The 18,240-nt window shown below is 45.4% G+C and carries 19 protein-coding genes; 9 read left to right on the top strand and 10 right to left on the bottom strand.

Features of this window, described 5'->3' with window-relative positions; all coding sequences use genetic code 11:
* Positions 1-442 precede the first annotated feature (442 nt).
* The gene (spx, locus tag KSZ58_RS20045) at positions 443-874 is read right to left on the bottom strand and encodes a transcriptional regulator Spx (protein ID WP_002610030.1); all 432 of its coding nucleotides are present in this window, start codon (positions 872-874) and stop codon (positions 443-445) included.
* A 372-nt stretch (positions 875-1,246) separates the two neighbouring features.
* On the opposite strand from spx, the gene trpS reads away from it, so the two are divergent.
* The 5 genes from trpS to KSZ58_RS20025 all read left to right on the top strand — a co-directional run bounded on the left by trpS (position 1,247) and on the right by KSZ58_RS20025 (position 4,080).
* Positions 1,247-2,233 carry a tryptophan--tRNA ligase gene (gene trpS, locus KSZ58_RS20040; protein ID WP_008817665.1) on the top strand — a complete coding sequence of 329 codons (987 nt, stop codon included), beginning with the start codon at positions 1,247-1,249 and terminating at the stop codon, positions 2,231-2,233.
* Positions 2,234-2,368: 135 nt separating this feature from the next.
* Complete coding sequence (locus KSZ58_RS20035) at positions 2,369-3,082, top strand: AAA family ATPase (protein ID WP_161129404.1); 714 nt, start codon at positions 2,369-2,371, stop codon at positions 3,080-3,082.
* Positions 3,083-3,132: 50 nt separating this feature from the next.
* On the top strand, positions 3,133-3,339 hold the full coding sequence (locus tag KSZ58_RS22970) for a hypothetical protein (RefSeq protein WP_008817667.1): 207 nt from the start codon (positions 3,133-3,135) through the stop codon (positions 3,337-3,339).
* Positions 3,340-3,360: 21 nt separating this feature from the next.
* Positions 3,361-3,618 carry an N-acetyltransferase gene (locus tag KSZ58_RS22965; protein ID WP_227761521.1) on the top strand — a complete coding sequence of 86 codons (258 nt, stop codon included), beginning with the start codon at positions 3,361-3,363 and terminating at the stop codon, positions 3,616-3,618.
* A 21-nt stretch (positions 3,619-3,639) separates the two neighbouring features.
* Positions 3,640-4,080, top strand: a complete 441-nt coding sequence (locus KSZ58_RS20025) for an ASCH domain-containing protein (protein WP_008817669.1) — start codon at positions 3,640-3,642, stop codon at positions 4,078-4,080.
* A gap of 282 nt (positions 4,081-4,362) precedes the next feature.
* On the opposite strand, the gene KSZ58_RS20020 is transcribed toward KSZ58_RS20025, so the two are convergent.
* The 5 genes from KSZ58_RS20020 to KSZ58_RS20000 form a co-directional block, all read right to left on the bottom strand.
* Positions 4,363-5,235 carry an undecaprenyl-diphosphate phosphatase gene (locus KSZ58_RS20020; RefSeq protein ID WP_008817670.1) on the bottom strand — a complete coding sequence of 291 codons (873 nt, stop codon included), beginning with the start codon at positions 5,233-5,235 and terminating at the stop codon, positions 4,363-4,365.
* Between the two features lie 155 nt (positions 5,236-5,390).
* Positions 5,391-6,704 carry a UDP-N-acetylmuramoyl-L-alanine--D-glutamate ligase gene (murD, locus tag KSZ58_RS20015; protein ID WP_009588219.1) on the bottom strand — a complete coding sequence of 438 codons (1,314 nt, stop codon included), beginning with the start codon at positions 6,702-6,704 and terminating at the stop codon, positions 5,391-5,393.
* 1 nt (position 6,705) lies between these two features.
* Complete coding sequence (mraY, locus tag KSZ58_RS20010) at positions 6,706-7,668, bottom strand: phospho-N-acetylmuramoyl-pentapeptide-transferase (RefSeq protein WP_002610019.1); 963 nt, start codon at positions 7,666-7,668, stop codon at positions 6,706-6,708.
* Positions 7,659-9,083, bottom strand: a complete 1,425-nt coding sequence (locus KSZ58_RS20005) for a UDP-N-acetylmuramoyl-L-alanyl-D-glutamate--2,6-diaminopimelate ligase (RefSeq protein WP_050783712.1) — start codon at positions 9,081-9,083, stop codon at positions 7,659-7,661. Before KSZ58_RS20005 ends, mraY begins: the two co-directional genes overlap by 10 nt.
* Positions 9,067-10,986: a penicillin-binding transpeptidase domain-containing protein gene (locus KSZ58_RS20000; protein WP_002610016.1), complete on the bottom strand. Its 1,920-nt coding sequence runs from the start codon at positions 10,984-10,986 to the stop codon at positions 9,067-9,069. The genes KSZ58_RS20005 and KSZ58_RS20000 overlap by 17 nt, the downstream gene beginning before the upstream one ends.
* Here KSZ58_RS20000 and KSZ58_RS23295 point away from each other — a divergent pair.
* The 4 genes from KSZ58_RS23295 to KSZ58_RS19985 all read left to right on the top strand — a co-directional run bounded on the left by KSZ58_RS23295 (position 10,934) and on the right by KSZ58_RS19985 (position 12,882).
* A complete protein-coding gene (locus tag KSZ58_RS23295) occupies positions 10,934-11,068 on the top strand; it encodes a hypothetical protein (protein WP_272490532.1) in 135 nt (44 codons plus the stop codon). The genes KSZ58_RS20000 and KSZ58_RS23295 overlap by 53 nt on opposite strands.
* A 147-nt stretch (positions 11,069-11,215) precedes the next feature.
* The gene (locus tag KSZ58_RS19995) at positions 11,216-12,106 is read left to right on the top strand and encodes a MerR family transcriptional regulator (protein ID WP_008817673.1); all 891 of its coding nucleotides are present in this window, start codon (positions 11,216-11,218) and stop codon (positions 12,104-12,106) included.
* The gene (locus KSZ58_RS19990; protein ID WP_254884739.1) at positions 12,103-12,243 is read left to right on the top strand and encodes a hypothetical protein; all 141 of its coding nucleotides are present in this window, start codon (positions 12,103-12,105) and stop codon (positions 12,241-12,243) included. Before KSZ58_RS19995 ends, KSZ58_RS19990 begins: the two co-directional genes overlap by 4 nt.
* Before the next feature lie 402 nt (positions 12,244-12,645).
* Positions 12,646-12,882, top strand: coding sequence for a hypothetical protein (locus KSZ58_RS19985; protein WP_035303444.1), 237 nt, complete (start codon positions 12,646-12,648; stop codon positions 12,880-12,882).
* Between the two features lie 610 nt (positions 12,883-13,492).
* Here KSZ58_RS19985 and KSZ58_RS19980 read toward each other — a convergent pair.
* The 4 genes from KSZ58_RS19980 to KSZ58_RS19965 all read right to left on the bottom strand — a co-directional run bounded on the left by KSZ58_RS19980 (position 13,493) and on the right by KSZ58_RS19965 (position 17,906).
* Positions 13,493-15,397, bottom strand: a complete 1,905-nt coding sequence (locus KSZ58_RS19980; RefSeq protein ID WP_009588210.1) for an ABC transporter permease — start codon at positions 15,395-15,397, stop codon at positions 13,493-13,495.
* Between the two features lies 1 nt (position 15,398).
* Positions 15,399-16,148: an ABC transporter ATP-binding protein gene (locus tag KSZ58_RS19975; RefSeq protein WP_008817675.1), complete on the bottom strand. Its 750-nt coding sequence runs from the start codon at positions 16,146-16,148 to the stop codon at positions 15,399-15,401.
* An 85-nt stretch (positions 16,149-16,233) separates the two neighbouring features.
* Positions 16,234-17,241 (bottom strand): sensor histidine kinase, encoded by a 1,008-nt coding sequence (locus KSZ58_RS19970; protein WP_008817676.1) that lies wholly within the window; start codon positions 17,239-17,241, stop codon positions 16,234-16,236.
* Entirely contained in the window at positions 17,238-17,906 is a 669-nt protein-coding gene (locus tag KSZ58_RS19965) for a response regulator transcription factor (protein ID WP_009588208.1), read from the bottom strand. Before KSZ58_RS19965 ends, KSZ58_RS19970 begins: the two co-directional genes overlap by 4 nt.
* Positions 17,907-18,240: the final 334 nt, after the last annotated feature.

Raw genomic sequence — 18,240 nt, 5'->3', positions numbered from 1 at the left:
ATTAGGCATGCCGCCAGCGTTCATCCTGAGCCAGGATCAAACTCTCCATTTGATTTAGCTCTAACGCATGACTTGCGTTTGAATTTCATTTTTGTTATCGTTATACCGAGAATATTGTTTTCTCAAACAATTGACGTTTCCTGTTCAGTTTTCAAAGACCGAAATTTCTATTTCGTGCGCCCTTGTTTCTCATCAGCGCTCGTATATAATACAACGAATCATACCCTGTGTCAACGATAAAATTCACTTTTTTCATCTTTTTTTTAACATTATCAATCGTAAACGGTTACATCCTTTGTTTACAGCTGTTTCTCTATTCTATAGGAGCTTTTCCATCTCCGTTTATAAAATAAAATGCGATGAAAGGTAATAAAAAGCTGTGACAACCTGCCTGAAGACAGTCTGTCACAGCTCTTTTAGTTGCTTCCATTTTGTAAAGCTCTTATGCTTCCTCGCGAACCCTGCCGCAGATCGGATAGTTTGCACAGCTTGGATTACATGCCTGCTGTGCGGTAAGCCGCAGCTTCGCCGGAACAAGTGCCGTGATTTCATCATCGTCATATCCGACAACGAAGCTCTTCTCATTGATCATAATCGGACGCTTCAGAATGGATGGATTTTTCTGTATTATATCCACCAGCTCCTTGATAGAGATATCATCCAAATCTCTATGCAGCTCCTGAAACGCCTTGGAACGCGTGGATATGATATCCTCTGTACCATTCTCTGTTCTCTGCAAAAGGTATTTGATTTCATCCTCCTTCAGCAGTGTTGTAAAAATATTCTTTTCAATGTATTTCATATCATTGTCTTTTAACCATTGTTTCGCTTTTCTACAGCTAGCACACCCAGGCGAAGTATATAAAATAATCATCTTCTCTGCCTCCTTCACATATATCTATTATAATTCATTGTATTTTAATAGGAAAGCAATTTTTGCAGATTTTGCTTTTTTCCTTGTTTTTCATATTTGATAATAGTATGATAATAAGGAATCAGAAATGCAGAGATGAAGATATAGTAGTTTTACGGCAGTTCCTCATCAGAGAGCTGGTATATGGTGCAAGTCAGCAGGAGCCTGTAAAATGAATTGGGTCTTTGGAGCATGTTCCTGCGGGAACCGTAAAAGCCTTTAACGTTACAGGCAAGTGATTCCCTTGTGCGAAAAGCAATGGAATAAGTCGGGTGGTACCACGCTGTCAGCGTCCCTACATGGTACTTTTTTTATTTTATGGAGGTGTTTTATATGAAAAGAATGCTAAGCGGCATCAAACCAACCGGGCGTTTAACACTCGGAAACTATATCGGAGCCATACGGAATTTCGTAGCTTATCAGGACGATTATGAAATGTATGTCTTCATTGCGAATATGCATGCAATCACGGTTCCACAGGAGCGTGCAGAGCTGAAAAAGAACACAAAGGATTTAATTGCCCTGTACCTGGCTGCCGGACTGGATCCAAAAAAAGCTACCATCTTTTTACAGAGCGATGTGCATGAACATGCGGAGCTTGGATGGATAATGACCTGCAATTCCTATATGGGCGAGCTGCAGCGAATGACACAGTATAAGGATAAGACCGCAAAGGGTGAAACAGGTATTACCGCAGGACTGTTTACGTATCCTTCTTTGATGGCTGCAGATATCCTGCTGTATGATGCGGATTATGTACCGGTAGGTCTGGATCAGAAGCAGCATGTGGAGCTGACCAGAAATCTGGCAGAGCGCTTCAACAACCGTTATGGTGATACCTTTGTCATTCCGGAACCGCTTGTCAGTAAGGTAGGTGCAAAAATTTATTCCCTGCAGGATCCTACAAAGAAGATGTCCAAATCTGAGGAAAATCCAAAGGGTACCATTGATCTGCTGGATGAACCGGCAGTAGCACGAAAGAAAATTATGTCTGCAGTTACTGATTCATTGGGTATCATTCAGTATGACCCCGAACATCAACCGGGTGTTTCCAATCTGTTAACAATCTTATCATCCTTGAATGGGGAAAGCATCGAAAGCATTGTTGAGCGCTATAAGGGTAAGGGCTATGGCGATTTCAAGAAGGAGGTCGGCGCTGCAGTCTTTGATTTCCTGAGTGAGCTGCAGGCAAAGTACAAAGAGATTCTCTCCAGCGGTATGGTGGAACAGGTTATTACAGAAGGAAATGAAAAAGCAAGACGCAGTGCGCACAAAAAGCTGATGAAGGTCAAGAAAAAAGTTGGTTTCCAGTTATTTTAAATAAACGCATTGCTTATAATTTTTCAATTGTTCGAATAAGAAGCATTCCCCGTAATGCTTCTTTTCTCTTCCAGCAGCTTATTTGCTGGTTTTCCTGTTAATGTATGATATGATACATATAGAAGGAGGGGTTGTATGCATAGCTTATTTCTACGCGAAGTATCAATAGATTGGGATGCTGTTAGCGACTATACGCAACATATTGCGGCACTGCACTCCTTTGACCGGCTAGCCTTTCAAAAACAGATTACCTTTTTTACAGGAGAAAACGGCTCCGGCAAATCAACGCTTCTGGAGGCGATTGCTGTTGCTTATGGTTTTAATCCGGAGGGTGGTACCAAAAACTACCGCTTTTATACAAAGGATACGCATTCCTCCCTGCACGAGGGGATTCATTTAAGCCGCGGTTTCTGTCAGCCCTCCTGTTCTTATTTTTTACGGGCGGAAAGTTTTTATAATCTTGCGACCAAGGCTGAGGAGTATGCGTCCATCTATCAGGGAAGAGAACTGCATTCCTGTTCCCATGGTGAGAGCTTTCTATCCTTTATACAAAGCTTTCGGGACATCGGCTTGTTTTTACTGGATGAGCCGGAGGCCGCATTGTCCCCACAGCGCCAGCTGACCCTGCTGATACAGCTGTCAACGATGGCTTGGGAAGGCTCACAGTTTCTCATTGCAACAAACTCTCCGATTTTGCTTGGTATTCCCAATGCACAGATTTTAAGCTTTGATGATGGAATCATTGAAGAAATCACCTATGAGCAGACCGCATCCTATCAGATCACCGAAATGTTTATCAATAACCGTGAGTATATGCTCGACAAGCTGTTACGGGAAAACGAGAAATAAAAAGCGATGAATACAAAACAAGCTGCTACCATACAGCAAAGGAGATGTTGATGATAACACTACGCAAGGTTGACAAACGCAATATCTGGTCCATTGTTCGGCTGAAGGTGCATGATGAACAGCAAAGCTTTGTGGCAACCAATACAGAGAGCATGCTGCAGGCATATACAACGATGACAGAAGGTGGTGTTGCTTTGCCGTTTGGCATCTACGATGAGGAAAGTCTGATTGGTTTTGTCATGTTTGGCTACGGATGACAGGAAGAAAGTGATCCGCCGATCGCACAGAATAATTATTCCATTTGGCGGTTTATGATTGATAAAGCCTGGCAGGGAAAAGGACTAGGCAAGCAGGCGCTGCAGACTTCCATTGATTTTGTAAAAACGATGCCCTGTGGTAAAGCAGAGTTCGTATGGCTTTCCTATGAGGCAGAGAATACAGCTGCCCGTGCCTTATATTATGCAGCAGGCTTTCATGAAAACAACGAGCTGTGTGACGGTGAAACCGTAGCCGTTTTGCGGCTAAAGGAAGCATAGCAGTATGGAAATACAGAAATTTTGGGAATCCTTTCTGAAAGAGGCGCAAGCTTCCCTTTACCACCACATATCAATCAGGAAGCCTTTCATTTTGAACTGACACAAACGCTTGCGGACAGCCAGCTAAAGCTGGTGCTTGATAACATAAAAAGAGCGACTGCAAGCAGCCTCTATGCATATGAAATACAGCAGGAACGGCTGCCGCAGGTCAATGACTTCAATATTCTGACCGACTGGGCAGGCACTCCCTTCTGTGTGATCAAAACCACAGCCGTTACGATCCTTCCCTTCCATAAGATAACCTTCGCGCTGTGTATGCGGGAGGGTGAGGACGATACACTGGAATCGTGGCAGAAAACCCATCGTGCCTTTTTCACAAAGGAAGGAAATGCTTTGGGCTATTCGTTTTGTGAGGATATGCCGGTTGTATTCGAGGATTTTGAGGTCGTCTACAGGCGATAGAGAAAAGGGATGCGTCTTTTTGAGGGTTCTTTCTCTATTGCTGGTAAACTTAAACAGGGAGATATCAACACGATTGTATTTATCAATAGAAGTTGATTTCTCCCTTTTTCAAACAGACTAAAGTAAGAAAGAACCCTTTTGAGAAGCCTCCTTCTCTATGTACATTATCGTTGCACTGCTTCTGTTTGAGAATAGCACGAGCTGGAAACAAGCCATATCAGCCTTTATGCATAAGCAAACAAGGCAGAAGCTGAACCAGCCTCTGCCCTGTATACGATTGGATTAAATTGCACTTAAATTTAATACGCCGAGGAAGTAACAGATCAGCACTGCAACACCTACAACGATTCGATAATAACCGAAGATTTTGAAATCATGGTTGCGGATATAATTCATCAGGAAGCGGATGGCAAACATGGATACCACAAATGCGATAATGCTTGCGACAACGAGCAGTGCAATATTTCCCCCGCTCATGGAGAATCCGTAATGCATGAAGTATTTTAAGAATTTTAATCCGCTGGCACCTGCCATGGCAGGAATCGCCATAAAGAAGGAAAACTCACTGGCTGCAAAACGGGAACACCCCAGAATGGAAGCTCCTAAAATGGTTGCCCCACTCCGTGAGGTTCCGGGAACCAGAGCCGCAATCAGCTGGAACAAACCAATCAGAAAGGCCGTTTGATAGGTGATTTCACCAACCCTACGGTATTTGGGATGATGCTTGGTGCTTTCCAGTACAATAAATCCGATACCGAATACGATCAGTGCAATTGCCACAACAATGGCATTGTTCATATACTTTTCAACATAGTCATTCAGAAAGATTCCGATAATACCGGGAATGGAGGCTACAAGAACATGAAACCACAAATCCCATGTGGAACGTTTTTCACTGATGGATTTTCTTGATGAAAATGGATTCAGCTTATGAAAATACAAAACGCAGACTGCCAGAATGGACCCCAGCTGGATAACAACCAGAAACAATCCCCAGAATGCAAATTCCGGAGTATCCGGTTTGGCCAGTGATGAGCTCATCGGAAAGAAGCTGTTGAACAGAATCATATGCCCGGTGCTGCTGACAGGAAGCCATTCCGTAATCCCCTGAATGATTCCCAGCAGAACCGCTTTTATCATATCAAATAGAAACATAGTGTAATCTCCTTTTTTTCATTCTTTACCATTGTAAACCACACGGAGGTAAAGCACAACCTTTCCCCTTGAAAAAACAATAACAATTGTGTAAGAAATAAGCTTTTTTCAGGACCAAAACAGCTAGGGCGTATGCATAAGCTCCTTTTTCAGACCTATGCCTGCAGCCACTTTCTTACCATTTCCTTAAACAGGGCACCGCGCACCTCATAGTTTGGAAACTGGTCATAGCTCGAGCATGCCGGTGACAGCAGGACGATATCCTGTTCCTTACTGTTCGCAACTGCCGCATCCAGTGCCTCCTGCATGGTTTCCACAACCTGAACACAGGAGAAGATATCCTGAAACTGCGGTCCGGTTTCTCCAAAAGCCACACACAGCTTGACGCGTTCATCATACTGCTTCAAATCTTCAAAGCTGATGCCCTTGTCATGCCCGCCGGCAAGCAGAATGATGTTTTTATCAAAGGAGTTCAATGCCGCAGCAACCGCATGGGTATTGGTTGCCTTGGAGTCATTGTAAAATTTTACACCGTTTTTCTCTCCGATATATTCCAGACGATGCTCCACCGGCGAAAAGGCGGCAATCGCCTTTTGAATATCAGAAACGGATACGCCCAGCTTATAGGCCATGCAGGATGCAATCATGGCATTGGACAGATTATAGTCGCCGACGACATGAAAGTTTTTTTCTTCAAACAGCGCAAGCTCATGCAGATATACCGTACCGTCTTTACGATACAAATCAACATCCTGACGTGTCAGGGAAAAATCAATCACTTTACATGGAATATGCTGCGCATACTGCATGACGGTTGCATCATCCACATTGCGCAGGAACCAGTCATCCTCTGTACAGTTCTCATAAATGCGCATTTTGCTTTCATAATAGGATTCCACACTCGGCATATAGTCCAGATGATCCGGTGCGAGGTTGCATACCACGCTGACATGCGGCGCAAAGTGTTCAATGCCCAGCAGCTGAAAATTACTCAGCTCCAAGGCGACATCCTTTTCTTCATCTTCATAAGCAAGCGCAAGCTCACTCAGCGGCCAGCCGATGTTGCCGGCTACGATTGCCTTATGGTTATATTTCAGCATTTCATACAGCATGGTGGTGATGGTTGTTTTTCCATTCGTCCCCGTCACAGCACCATACTTGAATTTTGTCGCATACCGGTAGCCGATTTCCACCTCTGTCAGAATCTTCACCTTGTGCTCCACAAAGTAGCGGACAAAGGGAACCGTGTATTTGATCCCCGGATTTTTCACAACGAAGGCATAGTTTTCGCGCTTTAGTTCTTCCGGATGTCCCTTTTCAAACACATGAATGCCCAGGGTCTGCAGCTCTTCCAGCTCACGGATCGCATTCATATCCGTAATCGTAACATCATAGCCATGCCGCTGTAACAGCTTTGCGACCGCAACACCGCTTTTTGCGGCTCCAATTACCAGTACATGTTCCTTCATATTACATTACCCCCAGCCATAAGCCAAGTGCCGCAAGGACAACACCGATGCTCCAGAACATCAGCACCACCTGTGTTTCCTTCATACCGCCCAGCTCGAAATGATGATGCAGCGGTGCCATCCGAAACACCCGCTTCTTTGTCGCCTTATAGCTTGTTACCTGAATGACGACAGACAGCAGCTCCATGACGAAGACACCGCCGATCACCACCAGCAGCAGCTCCTGCTTTAAAATCATGGCGCTTGCCGCAAGCAGACCGCCGATTGCCAGGGAGCCGGTATCCCCCATAAAGATTTTAGCCGGATGCACATTAAAGCGCAGATACCCAAGCAGCGAACCGCATACCGCCAAAAGCAGCATTGCCAGATCCTTATTTCCCTGCAGCAGGGCAAATATCACAAAGGGCGCAATCGCAATGATGGAGGTTCCGGCACACAGGCCATCCAGACCATCCGTCAGATTGACGGCATTGGATTCACAGGTGAACATAAAGAAGATCAGTACAAAATACAGAATTCCCAGCTCCAGTGAAATATGAACAACCGGAAGAATCAGCGTCGTTTCCGCAATGGAGCGGTAGAACAGATAAAATACGACCGCCAGCACGGACTGCATCAGAAACTTCACAGATGGTTTCAGACCGTCATTGTTCTTTTTCACGACGATCAGGAAATCATCAATGAATCCGATGAGGGCATAGCCCAGATAAGCCAGTACACAGATCAGCATTTCCCCTGAGAAAAAAGCCTTGTAGTCCAGAACCAGCATAACCAGAATCGGGACACTTACAAATACCAGTCCTCCCATCGTCGGGGTTCCCGTTTTCGCCATATGGCTCTGCGGTCCTTCCTTGCGGATGCTCTGTCCGAATTTAATTTTATGTAGAAACGGAATGAGCAGCGGCATTACCACCAGGGTTGCCACCAGACTGATTCCGAATGCAAGCAGATATTTTATTTCCAAAGTAGTTCCTCCTTAGCTAGACGTTCCTTTACGCAGGATCGATCAGAAAAGGGATATTCTTGTCCGAAAGCCGTGATGGTTTCCTCGCTCCCTTTTCCAGCGATTATTATTATATCACTATTTTGTGCTACTTTGATAGTATGTTTTATCGCAAAGTAGCGATTTTCGAAGACTGCTGCGTTGGGAAAGCTCTCACATTTCATGTCGGCAAGGATACGATCTACACTTTCCCCTCTTGGATTATCACTCGTGAAAACGGCAAGATCACTGTATTTTGCGGCAATGGCAGCCATGGCAGGACGCTTGGTGCGATCCCGTTCTCCTCCACACCCCAAGATGGTCAGAATCCTTCCTTTTTTTACAGAATTGGCAAAGACCAGCAGCTCTTCGACCGCGGCTGCAGTATGTGCATAGTCGATCCAGATGGTGAATCCGCCAACCTCCATAACCTCCATGCGACCGCTGACCGGCAGCAGCTTCTCACAATCCTTACGCAAGCGCTCATAGGAAAAGCCCAGTCGATGGACAACCACAATTGCCTCTGCCAGATTGTATACATTCACCATACCCAGCAAACGGGCATGAAAATCATAGCCCTGCAGGCGAAAGGAAAGGTCATGATCACTAAGTTCCACATGATGCAGCGGAAAATGTGCTGCCTGCATACCGATGCTGATACAGGCATGCTGGGCAAGGTTGACCAGCTCCTGCATATAGCTGAGGTCACTGTTGTACACAATGGTTCCCTGCGGCTTCAGATAGCGGCGCAGCTTGAATTTGGTATAGCGGTAATGCACTCTGGTCAGGTGATAATCCAGATGATCCTGTGTGATATTCGTATAAACGATATCATCAAAATGCAGAAAGCTGATGCGGTTTTGATCAATGGCATGTGAGCTGACCTCCATGACAACATGGGTAATCTTCTCATCGTGCGCTCTCCTGAAATAGTTTGCCAGCTGAAAACAGCCCGGCGTGGTGTTGTGAATTTCAATGACCTCATCCGGATAGCGGACACTCCCGGTGCCGATCTGCAGAACCCGGCATCCTTCCATCTTCAGCAGCTGGGAGATGATGCTGGCAACACTTGTTTTTCCATTGGTTCCCGTAATGCCGATCACATGCAGACGGGTACATAAATCCCCATAGTACAGCTCCAGCAATGCCTGTGTAATGCGCTCTACATGCGGTGTGTAGTAGACATGCTGCATAGGCAGCATCTGATCGCACAGCACCACTGCCCCCTTGTCCAGCGCCTCCTGTAAAAACGCCGCTCCATCATATAGGCTTCCTTTGCGGCAGACAAAGAGCCAGTCCTTTTTTACGTCGCGGGTATCATCACTGATTCCCTGCAGGATACGCGCATCCTCACAGTCGATATGCAGCAGTGCAAACAACTCATTTAACCTTATCATTTCCAAGATAAATCCAAACCTCCCCTCCCTCAGCACTGAGTGTGGTGCCTGCTTCTGGCATCTGTTCCATTACCGTATCGCCGCTGCCGATAAAGGTAAAGGTGACACCCTCCTGCGCTACATCCTTTTTCTTCTTTCCTCTAAAATCCTGCACCTTGATATTTTCCGTTTCCGGCCAGACCAGTTTCTTTGGAATCTGTTCCTCCGCCTTTTTCACACCGAGATAGGGCAGAATATCCTCATAGCAGGCCTTTGCGACCGGCGCAATGACCGTTCCACCGTACAGTACGTCATTCTGCGGACTGTCTGCCGCAATATACAGCACGATCTGCGGATCATCAATCGGTGCCGCACTCAGAAAGGACAGAATGTAGTTACTGGTGGAATACACACCGTTTTCCGCAATCTGTGCCGTACCGGTCTTACCACCGATTTTATAGCCCTCGGTATATGCCGGCTTACCGCCGCCGTTGGCGACAACACTTTCCAATGCATAGCGCATCTTCTTGCTGGTATCCTCACTGATCACCTTGCGTTTTGCTGTCGGCTTATATTCCAGTATTGCATCATGGGTAATCGGGTCGTTGATGCTTTTGGTGATATACGGCGTATACAGGGTTCCGCCGTTGATGATGGCAGAGAAAGCGGTAACCAGCTGAATCGGTGTGACACTCAGCCCCTGTCCAAATGCAACCGTCGCCTGTTCCAGCTCTCCCATCGCACTTTTCTTAAACATGATGCCCTTGCTTTCTCCGGGCAGATCAATGCCCGTTTTTTCACCGAAGCCGAATTTTTTTACAAAGTCATATTCATTGTCCAGTCCCATACGCCTCGATATTTCCACAAAGCCGGGATTGGAGGAATTTTCCAGCACCTGCAGGAAGGTCTGCTGCCCATGACCTCCCGCCTTCCAGGATTTGATACGGGCACCGCCGACCATTTCATAGCCGCGGTCGTAATACGTATCCTTAAACATATCAAACAGCTTCAGCTCCAATGCAGAAGCGAAGGTTACGGATTTAAAGGTGGAGCCGGGCTCATAGCTCTTCCAGATTGGCAGATTGCGGTTATATACATCACTGGAATAATCCTTGTAATGATTCGGATCGAAGTCAGGCTTACTGACCATGGCCAGAATTTCCCCGGTATTCGGATTCATCGCCAGAGCCAGTGCGGATTTCGGCTTATAGCGCTTGACCAGATTGTTCAGCTCCCGCTCCACGATATCCTGAATATTGGAATCAATGGTCAGCTGTACATCCATCCCTCTGCCCGGTGCCTCATAGCTTTCCTTATATAATTCAACATTATGCCCCTTGGCATCAAACGGGATATTCAAAGCACCGCTTTTCGCAGACAAAATATCATTATACTGCAGCTCCAGACCTGCCAACCCCTGATTATCGATACCGGTAAAGCCCAGCACCTGTGCAAGATAGTTATTATTCGGATAGTTGCGCAGGGAATCCTGCACCAGATAAACGCCTGGTAAATCCATCGCCTCCAGCTTGCGCGCCTTATCATCGCTGATCAAACGTCCCTCTGGCTGCAGCTTCTGGGTGCTAACATGCTTGGTGATGGTAGACAGGATTTTTTTCTTATCCGCCTGTAATACATCTGCCAGCTGCTGGGCTGTCTTGTCGGCATCCTGTATCTGGGCAGGTACGACCATCACCGATGTACTTGGAATATCATGTGCCAGAACATTTCCGTTTTTATCCAGAATGGAGCCGCGCAGACCCGCTACGGTAAAGTCACGCTCCCACAGGCTCAGGGCTTTTTCCATAATATCGGTATGATGAAAGATCTGTTCATAACCGAGCTTGCCCAGTATACAGCAAAAAATAAGAATGCAGCAGAGAAAGATAGTGGATATTCTCGTTTTGACCTTTCCTCGAATCATACCGGATCACCTCAATCCATCGTATGAAATCAAGTTCGGTTTTATGATGGAAATCATGCGCAAGCCCTGGCTTCATTCCTAGGATTCCCTTTTTGCAGCAGTGCTCAGTAAATAATATTTTTTTGTTGACTCTCACGCTGCGTGATACTGTATGATGAAAGAGAAGATATGGTAAGCATTGGCGCGCGCAAAGTAAAATGACTTACGTATCGAAGACAGGAGTGGTACCATGAAAACAGTGAAAGAGGTCGCAGCGCTGACAGGCATCAGTGTCAGGACCCTGCAATATTATGATGAAATCGGCGTATTCAAACCAACGTCACTTACGGAAGCAGGCTATCGCCTGTATGATGAGGAAGCATTGAAAACCCTGCAGCAGATTCTGCTCTTTCGAGAGCTGGATTTTCCGCTGAAGGAAATCAAACGCATTATGACACAGAAGGAATACGATCAGGCAGAAGCATTTCAGAAGCAGAAGGCTCTGCTGATCAAGCGGCGCGATCGGTTAGATCGTCTGCTATCGCTGCTCGATAAATTAGAGAAGGGAGAATCCTGTATGGAATTTGAAGATTTTAAGCTGCAGAGCTACCTGCAGCTGCTGGAGCAATTTAAAGCTGAGCATACCGAGGAAATCATGCAGCAGTGGGGCAGCATTGCCGCCTTTGATGACATTATCGCCCATATACGCGAGCATGAAGCGGATATCGCAAAAACCGCAGTTGAATACTATGGAAGCACTGCGGCGTATACTGATGCCATGAAGTACAATCTGGAGCATTTTTCAGAGATTATGGAAAAGCTGGAACATATCAGGCAGCAGAATTATGGAAAACGTAATCAACAGCTCATGGAGAAACTGCTGCAGGATACCACACGTGACCCCGCATCCGCACAGGTGCAGCAGATCATTTACGACATGCAGCATCTGATACCGGAAGAGGAAGCCTGTGGCAGTAATCCAGGTATGCATCAGCAAAAGCTGCTGATTGACAGCTACCTGCACAATGAAGCGTTGATACAGCAGACGGATCAGCGCTATGGCAGGGGAGCATCCAGATTCATGGGAAAAGCGTTGCGCATCTATTTTGACAAGGAGGATGCGGCAAAAAAACAGAGATGAAGAAACAGGCAATGAGAAAGGCAAAGGAATGCATAAAAGCCACAGGAACTAACAAAAGCCCTGTGGCTTTTATGCATTATTTAATCAAACAACGTATGCAAGCAAGACTGCAATATGCAAATGGCTGTGCTGGATGACGATATCGCGGATTCCTCTGCATGGGAACACAGCTATTGGAATAACAAAAAGAATGTGTAGAGAATATCCGAATCGTGTCGGTGCAGATGCTGATTATGAGGAGAAGAAGCATTCTTAAGGATGCGCAAGGGTATACGCAAACATCATTTCTCAGAACTTCATGCGTTGTATTGCAGTGACAGAACCGGCAGTGAATGCAGAGCTGTTGCAGCATAGGAAAATGAATAAATTAGCTTTATCACCTGTTTTTTTATGATATGATATAGGTGATAGAAGAACCATTCCGAGGAGGCGCATACTATGAAAATAACAGCTGCTACAACCGCAAATCTAATGGCGATCACCGTGTTTGCTCCCTGTGAAAACGATACTTGTATATTCAGCTGAAAACAAACTCAACCGTGAGAAATAACAAACAAGCAACACAAAGAAAAAAGCCATTAGCTGCCAAGGATGAGCAAGAGAAACTAATAAAAGAAAAATTTACTGAGGAGGAGGTAAAAGAGCTGTTAAAGGAAGGATTCACCATGGAACAAATAGCATATGTGGCAAAAGATAAAATAAAAGGTGATAAACAGTGCAGAATCATAGGTATAATTTTTGATATCCTTACATGGTTTATTCCGGTTTTTAAATAAGCTAAGCCAGGACACCCGCATGAGATATACCAAAGAGGCTGTTGTTCCAATGCCGGTTATACAACCGTGCTCGTAAAGAAAAGCATGTAAATGATGTACCCCTACGATAATTTGATATCCATTATTTTTAAGGAAGCTTATGTAAGCTTCCTTTTGCGTGCAAGAAGTAAAGCAGCGCGATCATGTTATCCTCTGCTTTTATCTTCCGGATACTTTCTTTATAAGGACATGCTTAAGAGGCATGTGGCATCCTCGTTCGATACATACCACAAGCAGGCAAACGGTTAAGAAATCACACTCTGGGAAGCACCTTTGGTATAGGGGCTCCTGCTCCAGTCAACGGGTTGTGGGAATATGGCGAAACTGTATGGTAAGCTTACACATAATTCTTCACATCCCTATTCCAAAGAAGCTCTTTCTATCCTTGTTCAAGCTGCCCGATTTGAGATTGAAGACAGCCCTGTATACGACTTTTCCTTATGAGTCATAGGTTATCAATTTCTATGCACAGGATATCCTGACTTTGAATTATGCACACTGGATACACAGCATGCATTAACCGGAATACTTTTTTACGTATACCGTTCCAGCTGTATTTTCATGCGTATCCTTACCTCTGTTTTTCATCCGCAAGTCCGCAGCGTTTTTCATACATCTGTACAGAAATAAGATACAGCATCAGATCGAACAGGAAGACAACCGCCAGAGTTAAAAGATTGATCGGCAGCAGTGTTTTTGTTCGCATAACCCGTTCAATGGCATGAATGATGAACACACTGGAAATAGCTGTCAGCAGCAGCGGCATGATATAGGTGAAGCCCAATTCCCTGTGGATGGCTTTTTTCATGTCTTGTTTCGATATGCCGATATTTTTCAGAATCTGACAGCGGCCATAATCATCATCCGCATCGTTGCAGGTTTTCATAAAGATCACACCACCGCAGGAAACGACGAAGACTAGAAACATGAAGACGCAGGCAGCGTACATAACGCGGACAAATGCCAGATCATCATTTTCGGGATCGACCCCCATAGCTGAAATCTGTTCATCACACAGCGGTGCCAATGTCTTGCGAAGCTCTTTGATATCGACGGCGGTATCCATCTGCACCATTTGCATATGCATATATTGTGTTTTTTCATTGATAACAGCCTGATAGTCCTCATCATTCAGAATGATGAAGTTCATATTGTTTTGCATGATTCCAAAATAATACTCCTCACTCTTTTCCTGAATGTGGATAGAGCGTCGAGGAAAGGGAACGATATCCTCTACCTCATCAGCCATGGAAATCAGATATTTCTTTGATAGACAAAGACCGTTTCCCGGCTTCGGTTCCCTGGCGAACACCTGTTTATGAATGCTTTTACAATATGTCTCATAGTCTGTATAGGAAAGCACCATATCTGTATAGATCAGATGGTTTTCATCCTCATAGGTATACGGAAAGCCCTGCAGCACTGCCTGATATTCCATGTTTCCAAAAGCCGCTGCGGCTTTGTTAAGGTCTTCTGTCGGAATGGGCTGTGTACTGAGCAGAATATAGGAGAATTGTCCTTCCCCTGCCGCCATGGCGTCATAGCGCTGCTTAAAGGCCAGCCCTGCATTCAGAGCACTGACGGAGCACAGCATCATAATGGTTACGATAGCATAGGTACGATAATTTTTCTTTACGCGAAACACCAGATTGTTGATCCATAATGTCCGCTGCTTTCGATAAAGAAAACCCTTTTTGATGGAAAGCTGCTGTAAAAGATAGGGAAACAGCGAACGATACAGGCCGTATACACCGGCAATGACCAGAACAACAGCAAGCAGCATATAGCTGAAGCTGTCCATTTCCCCAATCTGCATAGCACAGAAGTATCCGCCAATCAGCAGGGTGGAAAAGAGAAGAGAAGAAAGCAGAGCACGAAGCCCTGTTGCCCTTACCACCTCACGCTGACGGGTTGCCTCCAGCATATCCCTGATGCTTGTCTTTATGATAGAAAAATACCCTTTTATGGCAAGTAGCAGATATAAAATGAGAAAGGCTGCGGCACATTGCAGAGCGGATACGAAGGAAAACTGCATGGAAATATCCGCTTCCATACCACTCAGCTGAAAAAACAGCATGGCAAACAGCTTAAAGAATACAACACCTGCACCAATCCCGGTCAATACGGCACTCAAAGCAGCCAACAGCATTTCCAGCGTATACATACGGGAGATTTCTTTCTGGTCCAGTCCCATGAAAATAAAAGTCCCCATTTCCTTCTTCCGCAAATTCAAAAACACGTTGGTCGCATACCAGAGAAAGCAGAAGACGAAAAACAGCAGCACGACAATCATAGAGACCAGAATCATATCACTGAACTCCTGATTCTTTTTTCCCATGATTTCCAGCAGTCCGGAATCCATTAAGGCAAGAAAGTCATACAGGATAAAGGCGCTGAAGGAAAGAGACAGAATATAGGACAGATAGAACCGGATATTGCGTTTGAAATTTGCAATACTCAGACGCAGTATCTGCATGTTAGTCACCTCCCATGGAAGCGAGCAGCTGCAGGATGCGCTCATAGAATACCGAACGCTCTGCATCCGCATGAAGCGTTGTAAATATCTCTCCATCCTTCAGCATAAACACCTTGCGGGCGTAGCTGGCACTGAAGGCATCGTGTGTGACCATCAGAATCGTCGCATTGCGCTCCTCGTTGATTTCCTTCAGGCTGCATAAAAGCTCACGGCTGCTTTTGGAATCCAGTGCACCCGTCGGTTCATCCGCAAACACAATGCGGGGATTGCGAATCAGTGCACGTGCAGCGGCTCCACGCTGCTTTTGACCTCCGCTTAGCTGATGCGGATACTTTTCCAAATGCCCCTCCAGATGAAACAGCCCTGCCATTTCCTGCACACGCTGCTGTATGTTTTTTGCCTTCTCGTTGGATAATGAAAGCGGCAGGGCAATATTGTCCATCAGCGTCATATTATCCAGTAGATTGTAATCCTGAAAGATAAAGCCGATGTGTTCCTTTCGAAGCTTTGCCAGCTTTTCATTGCGAATGGCTGTCAGCTCCTGTCCATCCAGTATAATGCTGCCCTGTGTCGGCTTGTCGATCGTACTCAGCAGATTCAAAAGCGTACTCTTCCCCGCCCCGCTGGGACCCATAACCGCGATGAAATCCCCTTCCTCAATATCCAGTGACAGATTATTCAGTACTGTCGTTCTTACCTCTTTTTTTCCATAGATTTTCGACAGATTTCTTATTTTCATGATTTCATTCATCTTCAGATTCCTCCTTACAGGTTAAGCATACCATGCCCGTGATAGTAAAATCCTTACCACAGGATGACAGTTTTTATACATAACCTTACAAATCTGTCAGATGAAAAAAATCGCCGTCATGGGAAAAGGTAATCTGTATATCCGTATAGTCCTGTTCACGAGAGGTGATGGTAACCGTATGTCCCAAAAGGTCTGCAATCTTGCGCACAAAATACAGACCCATCCCCGTCGAACGATAGGCACCATTGCGTTGATTTCTTCCCGTATACCCCCGTTCAAACACCGCTGAAAGCTCCTCCTGACGAATTCCAATGCCATTATCTCGAACGTGCAGAACAGCATATTCCCTTACTTCACAGAAAAAGGTAAGCACGGGGTGCTCTTTGTGGTATTTGACAGCATTGGATATCAGCTGATCCAGCATATAGACAAGCCATTGTTCATCACTGAGGACAAGGATATCCACAGAATCCTCGATTTGAATTTCAAAGCCCTCGTGAATCAGAAAATAGGAAGCATTTTTCACAGCGCTTTGAATGGCTTTTTTCAATTCTATTTTCATAATGCTGCGATCCCCTGCCGGCATCCAGGCTTTGGCGGTGCACAGCATCATATGCAGCTGACGCTCCATTTTCTCCAGCTGCTTTTGCATATCCTTCTGCAAGGCGGCATCGGTATTTCGCTCATTCATCATTCGCAGGGCAGCCAGCGGCAGCTTTATTTCATGCGACCAGCGGGATATGTAGTCCTGCAGCTCCTGCTGCTGCATATAATGCTCCTTTTGTTCCCTGAGGTATTCCTGCTCATTATGTGCAAGCACCGTTTGCAGTTCTCCGGTATCATCCAGCTCCTCACTCAGTACATAGGAGGCTGTCTGCATCGCGTTTTGCCAACCTTCTGTCTTTTTTAACCATCGATACCAATCGGACACCGTACACACTCCAATCACCACGAGCAGCATGAAATCCGCATAAAGCAGTTCGGACAGCTCCATTTTTACAGAGGAAAGCCAGAGAAAATACAGATGGTAAATGATCAGCAACGCTAACAGGATACAAATGCATAAACGCCTGTCCTTCAGCCAGCCCTTCATATCAGCAGATACCCCTGTTTCTTGCGTGTCTGTATCAAATCCTCATCACTGTACAACCGCAGCTTTGCCTTTAAGCGTGAAATGCCGGTAGTCAAGGAGCCATCCGATATAAATTCATCCGTACTCCAAATCTGCATCATCAGCTCCTCACGACTTACGATACTGCCACGGTTTCGAGCAAGAATCTGCAAAATCTTATGCTCTGTCCTGGTCAGCACAATCTCCTGTGAACCATACTGCAGCACTCCTTTGTCAAGATCGTAGCAAAGAGATTCATGCAGTACAATTACGGTATGTCCGACATATTCATAGCTCCTTCGCAAAAGCGCCTGCAGCTTCGCCATCAGCAGGGGTAAAGAGAAGGGCTTTTGCAGATAATCATCGCCACCGCTCATCATCGCCATAATTTTATCCTGATCCTGATCCCTGCTGGATATGAACAAAATCGGAAGCATGGAACATCTGCGGATGGTTTCACACCAGTAAAAGCCGTCATAGTATGGGAGATTGATATCCAGCAACAGAAGGTCCGGCTTTAGCTGTGCTAGCGTTTCTGCGATTTGCTGGAAATCCTGCACGGTATCCACGGTAAAGCCCCAGCGTGTGCAGGCCATTTGTATTTCTCTTGCCAATACCTCATCATCCTCGGCTATCAGAATTTTCATACGATTCCTTCTTTCTCTTCTTTAGCGTATTTTCTTTTCTTTATTATACCTGAAGAACACGATCAGGTATCTATCAGTTTTGTCATGTAGCCGGTAAATACCGCAGTGCTGCCATGCTGTGTAAGGTCGTATTTTCAGGAGCTTCACATCCCTTCAGCGAGCAATTCCACCAGTATCTCGTCGTCATATTTTTGCACGTGCAGCTGATAAAAAAAGAAGAACTATCAGCTTCTATCCGCCTTCTAAAGTACGTATAACAGTTAAAACAAAGAAAAGGTGAATTTCCTATCAGGCTGTAAAGCATCATCGGGAATGTATAAAAAAGAAGATGACA

The organism is Erysipelatoclostridium sp. DFI.2.3 (genome assembly GCF_019132535.1).
GTDB lineage: Bacteria > Bacillota_I > Bacilli_A > Erysipelotrichales > Erysipelotrichaceae > Clostridium_AQ > Clostridium_AQ innocuum.
This window is presented reverse-complemented; position numbering and strand designations above follow the sequence as displayed.